This window comes from Bartonella sp. MR30HLJHH (genome assembly GCF_042194195.1).
Classification (GTDB): domain Bacteria; phylum Pseudomonadota; class Alphaproteobacteria; order Rhizobiales; family Rhizobiaceae; genus Bartonella; species Bartonella grahamii.
The window spans coordinates 139269-154843 of the sequence record NZ_JBHIMO010000003.1; the positions used below are offsets into that span (position 1 = coordinate 139269).

Below are 15575 nucleotides of genomic sequence, written 5' to 3' on the forward strand. Positions count from 1 at the left end.
TGTGATGAGAAGGCAGTTGGTGATGATCCAAAAAGATAAAGTGCATAAAAAAGAAAAAAAAGGTGGGGTTCGTGAATTTATTTCTGTTTTAGTACAGGCTCTGCTTTTAGCAGCGGTTATTCGGACACTTTTTTTCCAGCCTTTTAGTATTCCGTCCGGTTCAATGCGTCCTACTTTGTTGGTGGGAGATTATCTGTTTGTTTCTAAGTATGCATATGGGTATTCTCGTTTTTCCATCCCCTTTTCTCCTCCTCTTTTTTCTGGACGGATTTGGGCATCTCAACCTCAACGTGGAGATGTGGTCGTTTTTCGCTTACCAAGTAATCCGAAGATTGATTATATAAAACGCGTTGTTGGGCTACCAGGTGATCGTATACAAGTCCGTCAAAGTGTTCTTTATATTAATGATGAGGCTGTTTCACGTCACTTTATGGGGGAGATTGATAATTCTGATATAACAGAGGTTAACTATCCTGTTGAGGTTTATCGCGAGACAATGCCTAACGGTGTTAGTTATGATACACTTGATTTAGCTTTCATCCCGAAAGTTGATGATACAAAAGTTTTTGAAGTTCCTCAAGGACATTACTTTATGATGGGAGATAACCGCGACAATTCAGATGATAGTCGTTTAGATGTAGGCTATGTTCCAGAAGAAAATCTTATTGGTCGCGCGAGCGTGATTTTCTTTTCTATCAGTAACGGTTCAAGTGCTTGGCAGGTTTGGCGCTGGCCATTTGATGTGCGTTGGAAGCGTTTGTTTTCTTTCATAAATACGGTTCATGATTTGCCGCTTATCAAGCAAGGAAACAACGATGAAACGTCTAATGATTGATCAGCTTTTCAAGCTGACGGGGCATCGTTTTAAAGATGAAGAGAGGTTAAAGAAGGCATTAACACACTCGAGTGTGCAAGATTCGGAACAGGGGAATTATGAACGACTAGAGTTTCTAGGGGATCGGGTTTTAGGGCTTTTGATTGCAGAAATGCTGTATCAACTTTTTCCTCAGGCAAGTGAAGGTGAATTATCAGTCCGTTTGAATCATCTGGTCAATGCGCAGACATGTGCTGATATTGCGCGTGAAATGAGGCTGCCTGATATGATCCGTGTTGGTTTTGAGATGAAAAATTTCGAGGGGCGTCGACTCATCAATATGCATGCAGATGTCGTGGAAGCTTTGATTGCCGTGATATATCTCGATGGAGGATTGGAAAGCGTTCGCCCTTTTATTCAAAAATATTGGCACGGTCGGGCAAAGAAAATGGATGCTGGTCGGCGTGATGCTAAGACCGAATTACAGGAATGGGCGCATATCCAAGGCAATGCACAACCACATTATCAGGTTATAAAACGTTCAGGTCCAGATCACGATCCTGTTTTTATGGTAGAGGTAAGTATTTCTGGGTTTGCTTCAGAGATTGGGCAGGGAAGTTCCAAAAGATATGCCGAAAGAATGGCAGCTGAAAAAATTTTGCGACGAGAGGGTGTATGGAAAACAGTGGGAAAAAATGATCATGAGTGACGTTATAAAAACGCGTTCTGGGTTTGTTGTACTTATTGGGATGCCTAATGCCGGTAAATCGACATTGGTTAATCAATTGGTTGGAACAAAGGTTTCAATTGTAACGCATAAGGTACAAACAACACGAACTTTAATCCGCGGTATTGTCATTCATGATGATGTGCAAATTGTGTTGGTCGATACACCGGGTGTTTTTCGTCCCCATAAGCGCTTAGAACGTGCCATGGTCTCTGCTGCTTGGGGAGGGGCTAAGAGCGCGGATGTTCTGCTCGTTTTAATTGACGCTCAAAGTGGTCTTTCGGATGAAGTTGATATGATGTTAGATATTGTAAACAACATGAAACAAGAAAAAGTTCTTGTTCTTAATAAGGTTGATACAGTTGTTAAATCATCTCTTCTAGCGTTAACCACTAAAATAAATGAACGTGTAAAGTTTGCGCAAACATTTATGATTTCTGCTCTAAACGGTTCTGGTTGCAAGGATTTACTTCATGCGTTGAGTAATATGATGCAGGAGGGACCATGGTATTATCCGGAAGATCAAATTTCCGATATGCCCATGCGTCATCTTGCTGCTGAAATTACGCGTGAAAAACTTTTTCTTCGTCTTCATGATGAACTTCCTTATTCCTCAACGGTTGAAACAGAAAACTGGGAAGAGCGTTCAGATGGTTCCGTTAAAATTAATCAAGTTATTTATGTCGAGCGTGAGAGTCAGAAAAAAATTGTCTTAGGAGCAAAAGGCGATACAATTAAAGTGATTGGTCAAGCAGCACGTAAAGAACTCATGGAAATTATGGATCAAAAGATTCATCTTTTTCTCTTTGTGAAAGTGCGCGATAATTGGGATACCGATCCAGAACGTTATCGCGAAATGGGATTGGATTTTTTAAAATAAGATTTTTTAAAATAATTAAAGTAAAATGAAATGGAAAGAACAAGCTGTTATTCTTGGTACACGCCAATATGGTGAAACAAGTGTTATTCTTGAGGTTATGACACGTGAACATGGTCGTTATATGGGAGTGGTAAAAGGGGGGCGATCGCGTCGTATGGCAGCTCTTCTTCAACCTGGAAATTTTGTGGAGGCTGAATGGTGGGCTCGTTTAGAAGAACATTTGGGACTTTTTCGGCTTGAAGCTCTTGATCTACATGCGGCACGATTAATCTGTCTACCAGAAGCACTTTATGCTTTGCAATTGATAGCTTTTCATTTGCGGCTTCTTCCCGAACGTGATCCTCACCCCATTTTATATGATATTTTACACCTTTTTATGCAGAATTTTGATGAACCATTTGTAAATGCAGAATTGCTTGTACGTTTTGAAATGCGGCTTCTTGAAGAACTTGGTTTTGGTCTTGATTTATCTTGTTGTGCTGCAACAGGTCGTCAGGAAAGGCTTCATTACGTATCACCAAAATCTGGACGGGCTGTCTGTGAAGAAGCAGGAGAACCTTGGAAAAAAAAGCTCCTCATTCTACCACAGTTTCTTGTGCAAAGAACGACTCGTCCTACTGATTTTAGTGACATAATAAATGGTTTTATACTGACGGGTTTTTTTCTTATGCGTCATGTCTGGGAGCCACGAGATATAAAGCAACCGTCAGTGCGCATGAATTTGATACAATTGTTTGAGCGCCAATTTGGTATACAAGCATTAATTTGTTGATCTGATGATAATTGAATGGGAAAATGAAAGTTTTAAAGACAATTTCTGAAGTCCGCCAATATACTTCAGAGGAACGACGTTTAGGTTTTTCGATTGGTTTTGTTCCAACAATGGGGGCATTGCATGATGGTCATATTGCATTAGTACAGTATGCAAGAGCAATGTGTGATCGCGTATTGGTTTCTATTTTTGTCAATCCAAAGCAATTTGGACCTCATGAAGATTTTTCTCAATATCCAAGAGATTTGAAGGGCGATTGTGCTTTGTTAGAAGAAGCAGGTGTTGAATGTGTTTTTGCCCCTTCTGTAGATGAAATGTGGCCACTGGGAAATGATACAATTGTGCAAGTGAAAAAATTATCACGTATTTTGATGGGAAAATTACGTCCAGGGCACTTTTGTGGTGTAACAAGCGTTGTTGCTAAACTTTTTAACATTGTCCAACCAGATAAGGCTTTTTTTGGGGAAAAGGATTTTCAACAAATTTTAATTATTCGGCGTATGGTTGAAGATTTGGCTTTTCCTATTGAAATTGTTGGAGTTCCTATTCTACGGGAGTCAGATGGTGTCGCTTGTTCTTCACGCAATCAGTTTTTAACATTAGAAGATCGTAAAGCTGCCAAAATTATTCCTGAAAGTGGGAAAGCTGCTGAAAAGCTTTACCATGAAGGTGAACGGTCGGTTGATAAATTATGCAAAACTGTGCGTGATATTTTACAACAAGAAACGCGTGCAATTATTGAAGCAATAGATTTACGGGATATGGAAACTTTATGCATGATTAAAGGAACATTGAATAAACCAGCAGTTTTACTTCTTACTGTTCGCTTTGGAGAGGTAAGGCTGATTGATCAATATATATTGCAAGAGAAGGGCGGAAAATGAGTGTACATAAAACCGTAAAGCGTATAACATCTTCCGAAATACGTGCAAGAAAGGGACAACAGCCAATTGTTTCTTTGACAGCTTATCAAGCTTATACTGCGCGGATTGCTGATCCATATTGCGATATCCTTTTGGTTGGTGATAGCGTTGGTATGGTTGTGTATGGGTTTGAGACAACGCTTCCTGTTAATTTAGATATGATGATTTTACACGGACAAGCCGTGGTGCGTGGATCTCAAAAAGCTCTTGTGGTTATTGATATGCCTTTTGGCTCTTATGAGGAAAGTCCAGAGCAAGCTTTTTTTAATGCATCGCGTATTCTTGCTCAAACGGGGTGTGGTGCAGTTAAGCTTGAAGGTGGTGTTTATATAGCGGAAACAATTGATTTTTTGTGTAAACGTGGCATTCCAGTGATGGGGCACATTGGTCTTACACCCCAGGCGGTGAATCGTTTTGGTGGCTTCAAAACACAAGGACGAAAACAGAGTGATTGGCAAAGAATTGAAGCCGATGGGGCTGCAATTGAGGAGGCCGGTGCTTTTGCTATTGTTTTAGAAGGGATTGTCGAACCTTTAGCAATAAAACTGACAGAAAATCTTTCTATCCCTACGATCGGTATTGGTGCATCCAATCAGTGCGATGGACAAGTATTGGTTATGGAAGATATGTTGGGCTATGGTGCTCATGTGCCAAAATTTGTACGCCGTTATGGAGACCTTGAACAAGCCATGGAAACTGCAATAAAGAATTATGCAGAGGATGTCACATCTCGTGCTTTCCCAGCGGATAATGAAGTTTATAAACTAAAATAAACTTCAGTTTAAGATGAAAAGTTTGACAAGAGAACATTTGTTATTTTGATAATGAAAGTGCATTATTTCATATATTTTGTATGCAATTTGAGCTGTGATTTTTTCCATTTCTTTAATGGAGACACGTCTCTCATGCAAAACAGAACGCCATTGGGTTGCTAAGTCATGTGCTTTTTTTAAGAAAGCTTTCTTAAGGAACTCAACTCCTATTTCGCGACGGCATCCGTGAATGGTATAAAGGTAAAGCTCCTATGAAGTGTACAATTTACAGAGCACTAGCATCTTTACGCTTCATAAGAGAGCAAGCCGGCACTATCACACACGTTTGCCACTTTTCAATGTTGCGACAGCGCTTGGCACTTAAGATGGTTCATAAGAGGCATTTTAATTCTTTCTTTAAAAATTTTTACCTATATGCCGGTCTCGTTTATGAGGTGCAAGAGAATGATTTTGATTGATTCAATATAAACAGATTTGAAATGAGTGAATCTCATGATATTAGGGGCTCTCATTCAACATGAAAAAACAATGAATTATTATTATAGATCAGTGTGATGAGTCTGTAATGACAAGAAATAAACAATGCGAAGAGTCTATAATCTTTGGGCATCTAAGTCATTAAAGCGAGTTAAAAATGCGTTTTCAATTTGTTGGGTAGAATAGGGGTATAAATTAAGATCATCGGGTAAAATATTATTGGGAGAGCCAAAATAGCGAAGGGCTTCTTCTGTACTAAATCCAGCAAGCGTAATTGCTTCATAATACGCAGCGATACGGTCGGCTTGTTTGATTTTTTTTAAAAGTTTTTGAGAAAGATCAACGGGAAGAGAAAAGCGCATGTGGATAGCATCTTGGATGCCCTTTTCAATGCGTTCATATTGTTTTCCTATGACAGCTTTAAAGGGGGAAATCATATCGCCGATGACATATTCTGGAGCATCATGAAGAAGAGCATAAAGACATTCGTTGCTTCCCGATTGTGGAAAAAGTTTTTGAAATATTTGTTCAACCAAAAGTGAATGTTGTGCAACAGAATAGGCATGCTCCCCTCGTGTTTGACCGTTCCAACGTGCCACGCGAGAAAGTCCATGGGCAATATCTTCAATTTCAACATCAAAAGGAGAAGGGTTGAGAAGATCAAGTCTGCGTCCAGAGAGCATTCTTTGCCAAGCGCGTGCTTCTCCATTTTTTAATAATTCAGCTTTAGCCATGCGTATTTTCTATAGTCTTTTCAGGAAAGGTAAAATTCATATTTTCAGCAATGTTTATAGTGACAGGAATGTTTTTTACAGTAAAGGGGATGTTATGGTCCATAGAATCTTTGACGTGATCAATACGCATTAAAGCGAGAGCCTCATTTTCTACACACGTTCCCAAGTAGCCAAGCACTTTTGTTCCTGCTTCAATGCTAGATTGAGGAGTTAATTCACACTGGCCTTTTACAATAAAAATACGGCGACGTGCTGCACGGCGGTGGTGCATTCGTGAAACAATTTCTTGTCCAATATAACATCCTTTATTGAATGAGAGTCCATTGATTTGATCGTAATTAATATCATGAGGAAAGACTTTGCCAACTTCATAGTCTTGATCACTTTCCGCAATTGCATAACGGATACGCAATTGATTCCATGTATCATGATATTCTGAAGTCAAAAAAAGTTTTTTTCCATAGATTCGTATTATTTTTTCTTTTTGTGGGAAGCGTTTATCAACAAAACTTGAATCAAAATTTAAAGCATCTGATTCATTATTCAAAGAAACCGTAACAAGCTCTTGTAATGGTTGTGTAATTTCTACTTTTTTACGCAGCTTATAGAGCAACAGACGTTGGTGAAGCGTATCAGCTAAAGGCATTCTGATATCAATCAGGTAACCATTTTCTTTTTTTCCGATAAGAAAATCAGCAAGAATCTTTCCTTGTGGGGATAAAAGGGCTCCAGGGAAAAGTTCCTGTGGACTGATTTTTTTTACATCTGTCGTGATCAAGGATTGTAGAAAATCTGTTGCTTCTTCGCCTGTAATTTGAATAAGTCCGCGGTTTTTTAAGCAAATGGCATTTTGTTTTTCAATCATGGTTCTTGCCTTTCTGCTCAAAGTTACATAATCGATAAGTGAGCAATATGTAAGGAGCGTGGCTATGTTTAAAACATTTGATACAATTTTTAAAGGTGCAACACTTGTGAATCATGATGGAAGAAGCAAGCGTGATATTGGTATTACAAATGGTCGTATTGCTGAAATAGGCAACCTTACATGTGCATCGGCTAGTGAGGTCATTGATTGTACGGGGCTTCATATTTTACCAGGAATTATTGATAGCCAAGTGCATTTTCGTGAGCCAGGAAATGAATATAAGGAGGATTTGGAAAGTGGCTCGTATTCTGCTGTGTTAGGGGGTGTTACGGCAGTTTTTGAAATGCCTAATACCAATCCGTTGACAACATCAGAAGAAACATTAAACGATAAGGTTAAACGCGGATTTCATCGAATGCATTGTGATTTTGCATTTTGGGTTGGAGGAACGCGTGAAAATGCCCATGAACTCTCTGAGTTAGAAAGACTTCCCGGAGCGGCTGGAATTAAAGTCTTTATGGGGTCCTCTACCGGTGATCTTTTGGTTGATGATGATGAAAGTGTACGCCTTATTTTGAAGAATACACGCCGTCGTGCAGCTTTTCATTCTGAAGATGAGGCGAGGCTCAAAGAGCGTAAAATATTGCGTATTGAAGGGGATGCATCGTCACATCCGATTTGGCGTGATGAAGTTGCGGCATTAAAATGTACGCAGCGTTTGGTAAAAATTGCCAATGAGACGAAAGCACGGATTCATGTGTTACATCTTTCGACAGAAGAAGAAATTGATTTTCTAAAAAAACATAAGGATGTTGCAACAATTGAAGTGACACAACATCATTTGACTCTCACGGCTGATGATTATAAGAAGTTTGGTACATTAATTCAGATGAATCCGCCTATTCGTGAGTCGCGCCACCGTGAAGCTCTTTGGTACGGTGTTCAACAAGGAATTATTGATGTCTTAGGCTCAGATCATGCGCCTCATACTCTTGAAGAAAAACTTCAACCTTATCCCTCTTCACCTTCAGGAATGACAGGGGTGCAAACAACAGCAGCAATTATGTTGACACATGTGAATGAAGGAAAAATATCTCTTGAACGTTTTGTTGATCTCACTTCACATGGCCCTAGTCGTATTTTTGGTATAAGCTGTAAAGGGCGCATTGCTGTTGGGTACGATGCTGATTTAACCATTGTTGATCTTAAGAGAGAAGAAATTATTACGAATGGCTTAATTGGTTCGCGTGCCGGTTGGACACCTTATGATGGTCAAAAAGTTAAAGGTTGGCCTGTTGGGACTATTATCCGTGGTATGCGCGTTATGTGGGAAGGTGAAATTGTCACACCTTCACAAGGAGAGCCTGTTAAATTTATGGAAACTTTGGTGTAAACAGATTAAAAAGTATGCTGTAAAATATCACCTTTTAGAGTGATGATATAGGGTATGTCAGCCTCTGTGGCACATAAGTCTTTTTTTATGCGTGGTGAATATTCTTAGGCTTATTTGTAGAAACTATGAAGCAAATTACATGAGTGGGAAGCCAAGAGGAATCTTGTTCAACAAGAACCTAGATTATTTACAGAGCAAATTTAGTTAACAATCTTCATCCTTTGAGGTGTGGGGAGGAAGCCAAAGAACGATTTTGTATGGGGAAAAAGGCGCTCATACGAATAAAAGCGTATCGAGACATTATTCTTTAAAAGTTTTTCTATTTTCAGAGCTGGTTTATTGCTCCCCGTATTTGTGAGAGGAATATCATTGATATCGCTAAAATGGAGAAAGATACTTTTTGTATAGATTAATTATTTATAATGCATGAGGAGGTTTTCAGATAAAATTCTTCCTTCCTCTATGTATCTTTGATTGGCTTCAATGGCTGCTTGTGTACAATGGTGATAATTTTCTGAGAAAGCACGATACGCTTCATTAAACGCTTCATAAAAATAAGCACGTCTTTGTGGAATGGGGTGTTCTGCTTCAATTAGTGCATTCATATAATCATACCATTGGTTTGTTGGAGGCTCGCAAAGATTTTGGAGAGAATGCAATGATCCCAAAATTTCTGCTAGTCGGAGTAATTTTTTTTCATAAGGTGGAGATTGTTGCGCAAAGGTTGGCATTGAAATGACAAGAAATATTAAAATAATGATGTTCATCAATCTATTACGCATTATTTTTATTGCTTTCTTTGAATAAAACTCTGTACAGATAAAATAATTTTGTCATGAGAACGGTGTAAAAAAATAGAGTTAATTGCTACATTATTCTCAATTATTGATTATAAAATATAGGGCGTAAGAGGCAGTAAGGAACCCGTTGTGGAATATTGAAAATACTGACGAAGCTTTGCGTGGTTAAAAATTTAAGATTTGCTTCCTGCAAGCTATCTATTTTTCACATAGGTTTATATTGTGTTGCCTATAGAATTTTTTCTAAGCTCGTTTTCTTTAAGAAGGGAAAGCATCTCTAATGATAGAATGCTTTTGTTCAATCAAATAAAATAGATTGTTTTTATGATAAATGATGGATACAGCCGTGAATACAATGGGAAAATGGTAAGAAGAATTTACTATAAGATAAAAGTTTTTAGCCTAAACCGCGTAATACGATAATTTGAGATAAGATGCATCTAAAAGGAGTGGTGCATAATATCGTCTATGGAGTCAATAATGAAAGAGTTGCGATTTTATAATACGCTGACACGTAAAAAAGAAAATTTTACACCAATAGATCCGACAAGAGTACGTCTTTATGTTTGTGGGCCGACAGTTTATGATTATGCGCATATAGGAAATGCACGCCCTGTCATTGTTTTTGATATTTTATTTCGTTTATTGCGTCATGTTTATGGCAATGAGCATGTTCTATATGCGCGTAATATTACAGATGTTGATGATAAAATTAATGCACGAGCAGCTTTTGAATATCCAAACTTGTCATTGAATGACGCCATTCGTCAATTAACAGAACGTACATATTGCCAGTTTCAACAAGATACAATAGCACTTGGTTGTCTATTACCAACCAGTCAGCCGCGCGCAACCGAGCATTTAGAGGAAATGCGCTCTTTAATTGAAAGATTGCTTGAAAAGGGGCACGCTTATAAAGCGGAAAATCATATATTATTTTCTGTAAGTAGCATAAAAAATCCTCCCCATTATGGGGCATTCGCAAATCGTTCTTTAGACGAAATGAGAGCGGGGGCGCGTATCGATGTTGCTGCTTATAAAAGGGAAGAGATGGATTTTGTTTTATGGAAGCCTTCTGTGGAAGGAGAGCCAGGTTGGGAATCGCCGGCCGGAATTCCTGTTTTAGGTCGTCCAGGTTGGCATATTGAATGTTCTGCGATGTCAATGGCAAAGTTATTAGCGCCCTATGGTGGTGGTTTAACCTGTGATGATCCGACCGCGAATGTTTTTGATATCCATGGTGGTGGACTTGATTTAATTTTTCCTCATCATGAAAACGAGATTGCACAAAGTTGTTCAGCTTTTGGGACGGAGCGAATGGCAAATTTTTGGATGCATAATGGTTTTTTACAAGTTGAAGGCAAAAAGATGTCGAAAAGCTTTGGCAATTTCATAACTATTCGTTCTGTTTTAGAGAATAATTTTTTGGAGTTTAATGGTATTTTAATCGATGAAATGAAGAAAAATTGGGCTGGTTTGTCTGCGCGTTTTTCGATGTTGCAAACGCATTATCGTGAACCATTAAATTGGACAGCGCAGCGTTTAATACAATCGAGTGGCGAACTATATCGTTGGTATGAATTGCTTCACAGCAAAAAAAGTGAGATGGAAAACAATGAAGCAATTAATGATACTTTGATAGATGCACTCAGTGATGATCTTAATACTCCAAAAGCACTGACTCTTTTGCGAAAGTTTTATAAAGAAGGGAATGCGCTGGCTCTTGCTAATGGGATGAATTTATTAGGACTGTTACGACAAGAATGGATTAAAGAAATAGACTGCCCATTATTTATAAAAAAAACTTTTCTTGATTCAAAATTTATTGATCAACGTATTGCTGAAAGACTACGACTTATCCATAATAAAGAGTGGGAAGCAGCGGATACAATTCGTGATGAGCTTGCAGCCGATGGGGTTCTTTTAAAAGACAGTAAGGATCCGCAGAGTGGTGAGCGCATAACTGTGTGGGAAATAAAACGATTTTAATTTTCCTATTCCAGCAGCTTACATAAATAAAGGGAGGAAAGTTTGATGGAATTTTTATATCATTATGGATATATCGCGCTTAAGCTGGCTGTAGGTCTTGTTGCCTTCTTATTTATTTTAAGAACGACGGGGCGGGGGAGCCTTAGTCAGATGACACCAGTTGATTTGGTCAGTAATTTTGTTATGGGAGGTATTATTGGAGGAGTTATTTATAATCAGAGTATTAGTAGCATTCAATTATTGCTTGTTTTACTCATCTGGCAAACCTTGATTACATCTTTTAATTTTTTTGCACGCTATTCAGTTTTTTTTCGTCGTCTTATTGCAGGGCGGAATGTTACATTAGTTTTAGATGGGGTTTTCCAAATAGATAAGATTAAGAACTTAGGGATCAATGTTAATGATCTCATTACGATGTTACGTCTTAAAGGGTGTCACTTACATGAAGCCGCTTTTGTTCGTTTGGAAACCAATGGTGATTTCACTGTCATTAAAAAGGAAGAAGGGAAAAAATCGACGATTTTAATAGAAAATGGTGAAGTTATTGATGATGGACTTAAAGAGATTGGTAAAACAAAAAAGTGGCTTCAGGCAGAATTGAAAAAAAACCATGTAAAAGTTGAAAATTTATTTGCAGCAGAGTGGTATGAAAATACAGATCAAAATAATAAATTGTATAGTGGATTATTTCTTGTTCCTTTTTCAAAAACAGTCTAACTTTAAATAACGAGTAGGTATAGCTTATTGGAAGCGTAATGAAGAGATAAATCTATAAACAACCACAGGGGGGTATTTTGCCTTTTTCGTGTGGATGATAGAGAAGTAAGGACTTTATGAAACGCAATGAAATGACAAAAACTGTATCATCAGATACAGGCAGAACTCTGCACACACTTTACAATTTATGGCCCTATATGTGGCCAGTAGGGCGGCGTGATCTAAAAATACGTGTGCTATGGGCAATATTTTATCTTGTTTTGGCTAAGCTCGTTCTCATATCTGTACCGTATTTCTTTAAATATTCTACGAATGTGCTTGATTCAAGCTTTCAGCTACCTGAATGGTTCTCATCCAGTTGGATTATTCCCATCATGCTCGTTTTGGCATATAATGTCGCACGTATTATGCAGGCTGGATTAAATCAATTACGCGATTCTCTTTTTGCCACTGTTGGTCAATATGCTGTTCGTCAATTGGCTTATAAAACCTTTGTACATATGCATGAGTTATCCTTGCGATTTCATTTGGAACGCCGAACTGGTGGGCTTTCTCGTGTGATTGAGCGTGGTACAAAAGGAATTGAAGCGATCGTAAGATTTTCAATTCTGAACACAGTACCGACAGTTCTAGAGTTTATATTAACGGCACTTGTATTTTACATAAGTTATGGGTGGCATTATCTTCTCATCGTTCTTGTAACTGTTGGATTATATATCTTGTTTACCATTAAGGCGAGTGATTGGCGCATTCGTATTCGGCAACAAATGAATACGGCAGATACTGAAGCGAATACTCGCGCTGTTGATTCTCTTTTAAATTTTGAAACGGTCAAATATTTTGGCAATGAAACTCTAGAAGCCGATCGATTTGATGCTTCTATGGTAGGTTATGAAAAAGCCGCAACAAAGATTTGGACATCGTTAAGCTGGCTTAATTTTGGTCAGGCTCTTATCTTTGGTATTGGAATGACGATCATGATGCTGATGTCAGCTTGTGAAGTTTTTTATAAGACACAAACTTTAGGAGATTTTGTTTTTATTAATGCACTTTTAATGCAACTTTCCATTCCACTGAATTTTATTGGTTCAATTTATCGTGATATTCGACAAGGTTTAACGGATATTGAAGCAATGTTTGATCTTTTAGATGTTCAGAAGGAGATCGTTGATAAATCGGATGCTAAACCGTTAGAGATAAGCGATGGGACCATTCGTTTTCATCAGGTAAAGTTTTCCTATGATTCGACACGTCAGATTCTCAGAGATATTGATTTTGAAGTTCCTGGAGGAAAAACAGTCGCCATTGTCGGTCCGTCGGGTGCAGGTAAATCGACTATTTCTCGGTTGCTTTTTCGGTTTTATGATGTTGATGCGGGCTCTATCACAATTGACGGGCAGGATATTCGTGACGTAACACAAAAGAGTTTGCGTGAAGCGATTGGCATGGTCCCACAAGATACAGTGTTATTTAATGATACAATTGCCTATAATATTTGCTATGGGCGTCCAAGTGCTACAGACGAAGAGATGCGCAAAGCTGCTGAAATGGCACAAATATCAAAATTTATTGAAATTTTACCGGAAGGTTTTCAGTCTATGGTAGGAGAGCGAGGTCTCAAATTATCAGGTGGTGAAAAACAACGTGTGGCTATTGCACGGACACTCTTAAAAGCCCCCCCACTTCTTATTTTAGATGAAGCAACATCGGCTCTTGATACGGCGACTGAACAGGAAATTCAACAAGCATTGGATATTGTAAGCCGTGGACGTACGACATTGATTATTGCTCACCGTCTTTCTACTGTCATCAATGCTGATGAAATTTTGGTTCTTAAAAATGGTCGTATTATTGAAAATGGGGCGCATACAGAGCTTTTACGCAAGAAAGGTTTATATGCTTCAATGTGGAATAAGCAGCTTGAAGCATCGAAAGCTGAAGAAAAATTACGTAAAATACGGGAAGAAGATGAGACGAGTGTTGTTAATCGTAAAAAATAAATAGGGCAAAATATAATCTATATCTTTATATGGAGTGATTGATTAAATACATAAAAAGACACAAGAGGAACAAAAAGATTTGTTGCTTGTTTGAGTTTACGATGAATAGGAAATTATATGAGTATTCTGCAATCTTTCCATAATAGCTTTGTACCGGTTCATAAAGAGGGTTATCCTTTTATTGTAGCGTTTTTTGTTATTTCGCTCATTCTTGGTTGGATATGGAGTCCGTTGTTTTGGTTTTGTCTCGTTCTCACGGTGTGGTGTATATACTTTTTTCGTGATCCAGATCGTGTGATCCCTTTGAATTCAAATTGGGTTATGTCGCCTGCAGATGGGCGTATTTCATTTGTGGAATCATGTGTTCCACCTGAAGAATTAGGATTAGGGAAAGATGAAATGATCCGTATTTCCATTTTTATGGATGTTTTTTCATGCCATATTAATCGTATTCCTATCAGTGGTACAGTAGAGTCTATCGTTTATCATCCAGGTCGATTTACCAATGCTGAGTTTGATAAAGCTAGCCAGTTTAATGAGCGTAATGGTGTGGTAATTGATAGCAAACATGGTAAAATCGGTATCGTACAAATAGCGGGAATGGTTGCACGCCGGATTGTTTGTTGGTCAAAAGAAAACGATGCCGTTATGACTGGTGAGCGATTTGGATTGATTCGTTTTGGTTCTCGTCTTGATATTTATATACCAACTGAAATGAAATTGCGTGTTGCAGTTGGACAGACCGCAATTGCTGGAGAAACAGTTTTGGGTTCTTTTGATGATAAGAGTGCCACAACGGACTTCAGATACGATTAGGACTCACAATGAAAAATTTTTCGCCATTTTCTTCATTCAATCCTGAGGGGCAGCATGATGATGTTGCAAGTCGGCGGCGTTCACCTACATCAATGCGGTATGTCATTCCCAATATCATTACTATTTTAGCAATTTGTGCAGGGATGAGCAGCATTCGTTTGGCTTTTGAACATCGCTATGAAGCTGCTATTTTAATGGTGCTTTTGGCCGCAGTTTTAGATGGTGCTGATGGTCGCATTGCCCGTTTAATAGATGGTAGTTCATCTTTTGGGGCACAGATGGATTCTCTTGCTGATGTTATAAATTTTGGTGTTACCCCTGCACTTATTGTTTATTCCTTTATCTTGAATCAAGCAAATCACATTGGTTGGGTTGCAGCCCTTGTTTATTGTGTTGCTTGTTGTTTGCGATTAGCACGTTTTAATGTGATGTTGGATAACACCAATATACCTAAGTGGCAGAAAAGTTATTTTGTTGGTGTTCCAGCACCAGCAGGAGCATTACTCCTTTTATTGCCTACCTATTTAGGCGCTCTTGGTTTGGTCCCCAATTGGGGGTGGGCATTATTTTTTAGTCTTTATACTGTAATTATTGCTTTTCTTTTGATTAGTCGTTTACCAGTATGGAATGCAAAAACAATTGATCAAAATTTAAGGCGCGATATCGTTATACCGTGCATGTTGGTCATTGTTATTTATGTCGGTTTTCTTGCTACTTACACATGGAAAACTTTATTGATTACAGCTGTTAGCTATATGATTTTTCTCCCCTGTAGTTTTATCGCTTATAATAAACGTGCTACTTTAGAAGAGAAAAAGGCTGATGCTAAATCTATCCAAGAATCATAAAGTGTTTCATTCTTCTGTTGAGAAGCACAGGAAAAAGAGAGAGTTAA

General features: G+C 38.3%; 15 protein-coding genes. 12 read left to right on the forward strand and 3 right to left on the reverse strand.

Features of this window, described 5'->3' with window-relative positions; all coding sequences use genetic code 11:
* Window positions 1-22: 22 nt before the first annotated feature.
* The 6 genes from lepB to panB are packed head-to-tail and all read left to right on the forward strand — an operon-like array spanning window position 23 to window position 4889.
* The gene (lepB, locus tag ACFIKR_RS03185; protein ID WP_375635832.1) at window positions 23-835 is read left to right on the forward strand and encodes a signal peptidase I; all 813 of its coding nucleotides are present in this window, start codon (window positions 23-25) and stop codon (window positions 833-835) included.
* Entirely contained in the window at window positions 816-1523 is a 708-nt protein-coding gene (gene rnc, locus ACFIKR_RS03190; RefSeq protein WP_375644889.1) for a ribonuclease III, read from the forward strand. The genes lepB and rnc overlap by 20 nt, the downstream gene beginning before the upstream one ends.
* The gene (era, locus tag ACFIKR_RS03195; protein WP_375658807.1) at window positions 1516-2421 is read left to right on the forward strand and encodes a GTPase Era; all 906 of its coding nucleotides are present in this window, start codon (window positions 1516-1518) and stop codon (window positions 2419-2421) included. Before rnc ends, era begins: the two co-directional genes overlap by 8 nt.
* A 25-nt stretch (window positions 2422-2446) precedes the next feature.
* Window positions 2447-3193 (forward strand): DNA repair protein RecO, encoded by a 747-nt coding sequence (gene recO, locus ACFIKR_RS03200; protein ID WP_375658808.1) that lies wholly within the window; start codon window positions 2447-2449, stop codon window positions 3191-3193.
* A 23-nt stretch (window positions 3194-3216) separates the two neighbouring features.
* Complete coding sequence (gene panC / locus ACFIKR_RS03205; protein WP_375658809.1) at window positions 3217-4077, forward strand: pantoate--beta-alanine ligase; 861 nt, start codon at window positions 3217-3219, stop codon at window positions 4075-4077.
* The gene (gene panB / locus ACFIKR_RS03210) at window positions 4074-4889 is read left to right on the forward strand and encodes a 3-methyl-2-oxobutanoate hydroxymethyltransferase (protein ID WP_375658810.1); all 816 of its coding nucleotides are present in this window, start codon (window positions 4074-4076) and stop codon (window positions 4887-4889) included. Before panC ends, panB begins: the two co-directional genes overlap by 4 nt.
* 593 nt (window positions 4890-5482) lie before the next feature.
* On the opposite strand, the gene ACFIKR_RS03215 is transcribed toward panB, so the two are convergent.
* Entirely contained in the window at window positions 5483-6100 is a 618-nt protein-coding gene (locus tag ACFIKR_RS03215) for an HD family hydrolase (protein WP_273788501.1), read from the reverse strand.
* Window positions 6093-6965 (reverse strand): YgfZ/GcvT domain-containing protein, encoded by an 873-nt coding sequence (locus ACFIKR_RS03220; protein WP_375658811.1) that lies wholly within the window; start codon window positions 6963-6965, stop codon window positions 6093-6095. Before ACFIKR_RS03220 ends, ACFIKR_RS03215 begins: the two co-directional genes overlap by 8 nt.
* Window positions 6966-7029: 64 nt before the next feature.
* Between ACFIKR_RS03220 and ACFIKR_RS03225 the strand changes: the two genes are divergently transcribed.
* The gene (locus tag ACFIKR_RS03225) at window positions 7030-8358 is read left to right on the forward strand and encodes a dihydroorotase (RefSeq protein ID WP_375658812.1); all 1329 of its coding nucleotides are present in this window, start codon (window positions 7030-7032) and stop codon (window positions 8356-8358) included.
* Window positions 8359-8771: 413 nt separating this feature from the next.
* Here the strand turns inward: ACFIKR_RS03225 and ACFIKR_RS03230 are convergent, their stop codons facing one another.
* Complete coding sequence (locus ACFIKR_RS03230) at window positions 8772-9140, reverse strand: TIGR02301 family protein (protein WP_208439587.1); 369 nt, start codon at window positions 9138-9140, stop codon at window positions 8772-8774.
* A gap of 498 nt (window positions 9141-9638) precedes the next feature.
* On the opposite strand from ACFIKR_RS03230, the gene cysS reads away from it, so the two are divergent.
* From cysS to pssA, 5 genes are all read left to right on the forward strand, one after another.
* Window positions 9639-11147, forward strand: a complete 1509-nt coding sequence (gene cysS / locus ACFIKR_RS03235; RefSeq protein WP_375658813.1) for a cysteine--tRNA ligase — start codon at window positions 9639-9641, stop codon at window positions 11145-11147.
* 45 nt (window positions 11148-11192) lie between these two features.
* Window positions 11193-11864 carry a DUF421 domain-containing protein gene (locus tag ACFIKR_RS03240; protein WP_375658814.1) on the forward strand — a complete coding sequence of 224 codons (672 nt, stop codon included), beginning with the start codon at window positions 11193-11195 and terminating at the stop codon, window positions 11862-11864.
* 116 nt (window positions 11865-11980) lie between these two features.
* On the forward strand, window positions 11981-13864 hold the full coding sequence (locus tag ACFIKR_RS03245; RefSeq protein WP_375658815.1) for an ABCB family ABC transporter ATP-binding protein/permease: 1884 nt from the start codon (window positions 11981-11983) through the stop codon (window positions 13862-13864).
* 117 nt (window positions 13865-13981) lie between these two features.
* Window positions 13982-14680 (forward strand): phosphatidylserine decarboxylase, encoded by a 699-nt coding sequence (locus ACFIKR_RS03250; RefSeq protein WP_375658816.1) that lies wholly within the window; start codon window positions 13982-13984, stop codon window positions 14678-14680.
* 8 nt (window positions 14681-14688) lie between these two features.
* A complete protein-coding gene (gene pssA / locus ACFIKR_RS03255; protein WP_375636563.1) occupies window positions 14689-15528 on the forward strand; it encodes a CDP-diacylglycerol--serine O-phosphatidyltransferase in 840 nt (279 codons plus the stop codon).
* The last annotated feature ends 47 nt before the right edge of the window (window positions 15529-15575 follow it).

Coding starts and splice junctions, on each gene's coding strand:
- ACFIKR_RS03225 (WP_375658812.1), top strand. CDS start 7,030: ATGTTTAAAACATTTGATACAATTTTTAAAGGTGCAACACTTGTGAAT.
- panB (WP_375658810.1), top strand. CDS start 4,074: ATGAGTGTACATAAAACCGTAAAGCGTATAACATCTTCCGAAATACGT.
- ACFIKR_RS03215 (WP_273788501.1), bottom strand. CDS start 6,100: ATGGCTAAAGCTGAATTATTAAAAAATGGAGAAGCACGCGCTTGGCAA.
- lepB (WP_375635832.1), top strand. CDS start 23: ATGATCCAAAAAGATAAAGTGCATAAAAAAGAAAAAAAAGGTGGGGTT.
- pssA (WP_375636563.1), top strand. CDS start 14,689: ATGAAAAATTTTTCGCCATTTTCTTCATTCAATCCTGAGGGGCAGCAT.
- ACFIKR_RS03220 (WP_375658811.1), bottom strand. CDS start 6,965: ATGATTGAAAAACAAAATGCCATTTGCTTAAAAAACCGCGGACTTATT.
- recO (WP_375658808.1), top strand. CDS start 2,447: ATGAAATGGAAAGAACAAGCTGTTATTCTTGGTACACGCCAATATGGT.
- ACFIKR_RS03230 (WP_208439587.1), bottom strand. CDS start 9,140: ATGCGTAATAGATTGATGAACATCATTATTTTAATATTTCTTGTCATT.
- rnc (WP_375644889.1), top strand. CDS start 816: ATGAAACGTCTAATGATTGATCAGCTTTTCAAGCTGACGGGGCATCGT.
- ACFIKR_RS03245 (WP_375658815.1), top strand. CDS start 11,981: ATGAAACGCAATGAAATGACAAAAACTGTATCATCAGATACAGGCAGA.
- ACFIKR_RS03240 (WP_375658814.1), top strand. CDS start 11,193: ATGGAATTTTTATATCATTATGGATATATCGCGCTTAAGCTGGCTGTA.
- era (WP_375658807.1), top strand. CDS start 1,516: ATGAGTGACGTTATAAAAACGCGTTCTGGGTTTGTTGTACTTATTGGG.
- panC (WP_375658809.1), top strand. CDS start 3,217: ATGAAAGTTTTAAAGACAATTTCTGAAGTCCGCCAATATACTTCAGAG.
- ACFIKR_RS03250 (WP_375658816.1), top strand. CDS start 13,982: ATGAGTATTCTGCAATCTTTCCATAATAGCTTTGTACCGGTTCATAAA.
- cysS (WP_375658813.1), top strand. CDS start 9,639: ATGAAAGAGTTGCGATTTTATAATACGCTGACACGTAAAAAAGAAAAT.